This window comes from Blautia intestinihominis (assembly GCF_040096655.1).
GTDB classification, from domain to species: domain Bacteria; phylum Bacillota; class Clostridia; order Lachnospirales; family Lachnospiraceae; genus Blautia_A; species Blautia_A intestinihominis.
In genome coordinates this window covers 1-1,672 of record NZ_JBBMEI010000172.1, presented here as the reverse complement: position 1 = coordinate 1,672, position 1,672 = coordinate 1, and the positions used below count along the sequence as shown (strand labels likewise).

1 protein-coding gene is annotated in these 1,672 nt (G+C 42.3%); it reads left to right on the top strand.

Annotation, left to right across the window (positions count from 1 at the left end):
• Positions 1-28: 28 nt before the first annotated feature.
• Positions 29-1,672: VirB4-like conjugal transfer ATPase, CD1110 family (locus WMO75_RS20190; protein ID WP_349078840.1), on the top strand; the 1,644-nt coding region annotated here is incomplete at its 3' end.

Below are 1,672 nucleotides of genomic sequence, written 5' to 3'. Positions count from 1 at the left end.
ACCCTTGTAAAAAAGGAGGGTGTGCCGGATGGCAAAAAAGACAAAGCAGGAGGCTCAGCAGGAGCGTCTGTCCCTGGCGGAAAAAAGAAACCGTCAGGAAAGAAAAAACAAAAAAAGCAGAAAAGAAAGAGAACAGGAAAAGCGTAGGAAGAAACAGGAACGGGACCGTAGGAAACAGAAAAACATTCCTACAACTGCACAGCAGAGTATTCCGTATATTCGGATGCTGCAGGATGGTATCTGCCAGGTGACAAAGACCTTTTTCTCCAAGACAATTCAGTTTTATGACATCAATTATCAGCTTGCTTTAAATGAGGATAAGACCACGATATTTGAGAATTACTGTGATTTCTTAAATTACTTTGATTCTTCCATCAGTGTGCAGCTGTCCTTTATCAATCAGCAGGTGGATGTGGCAGAATTTGAGAAAAGCATCGATATTCCGGATCAGAACGATGACTTCAATGCCATTCGTGAAGAGTACCGTACTATGCTGAAAAATCAGCTTTCCAAAGGAAATAATGGTCTGGTAAAGACAAAATATATCACTTTTGGAATCGAAGCAGAAAGCCTGAAGGTGGCAAGACCAAGGCTTGAAAGAATCGAAACGGATATCTTAAATAACTTTAAGGTTCTGGGAGCACAGGCACATTCTTTGAATGGACTGGAAAGGCTGGAGATTCTGTATCATGTGTTCAACCAGGATCGGATCGAACCATTTAAGTTCCAGTATAAGATGCTGCCGGAAACTGGATTAAAAACTAAAGATTTTATTGCACCGACTTCCTTTAACTTTTCCAAGAATCAGACATTTTTGATGGGAAGAACGATGGGAAGTGTAAGTTACCTGCAGATTCTTGCACCAGAGCTGACAGACCGGATGCTTGCAGATTTCCTGGATGTAGATGACAGTATTAATGTCAACATCCATATCCAGTCTATTGACCAGAGTTCAGCGATCAAGATGATCAAGAGCAAGATTTCAGATTTGGATAAGATGAAGATCGAAGAGCAGAAACGAGCGGTACGTTCCGGTTATGATATGGACGTGCTTCCATCGGACCTTGTAACCTATGGAGAAGAAGCGAAGAACCTGCTGGAAGATCTGCAGTCCAGAAATGAGAGAATGTTCCTTGTAACGGTTCTGGTTATGAATACAGCAAAGAAGCGTCAGAAACTGGATAATAATATTTTCCAGGTGCAGGGAATCGCACAGAAATATAACTGTTCTTTAAAACAGTTGGATTATCAGCAGGAAGCAGCACTCATGTCCTGTATTCCACTGGGAGTCAATCGGATTGAAATTCAGAGAGGGCTTACCACATCTTCAACAGCGATCTTCGTGCCGTTTACGACACAGGAACTGTTTCAGGAAGGGGAAGCTCTTTATTATGGACTGAATGCATTATCCAACAACATGATCATGGTTGATCGGAAGCGTCTGAAGAACCCAAATGGACTGATTCTTGGTACACCAGGTTCCGGTAAGTCTTTCTCAGCAAAGAGGGAAATTACAAACTGCTTTTTGATCACGGAAGACGATATCATTATCTGTGATCCAGAAGCCGAATATTCGGCACTTGTGCAGGCACTGTATGGGCAGGTAGTTCGGGTTTCGCCAGTATCTGACCAGTATATCAATCCAATGGATCTGAACCTGAACTATTCCGAG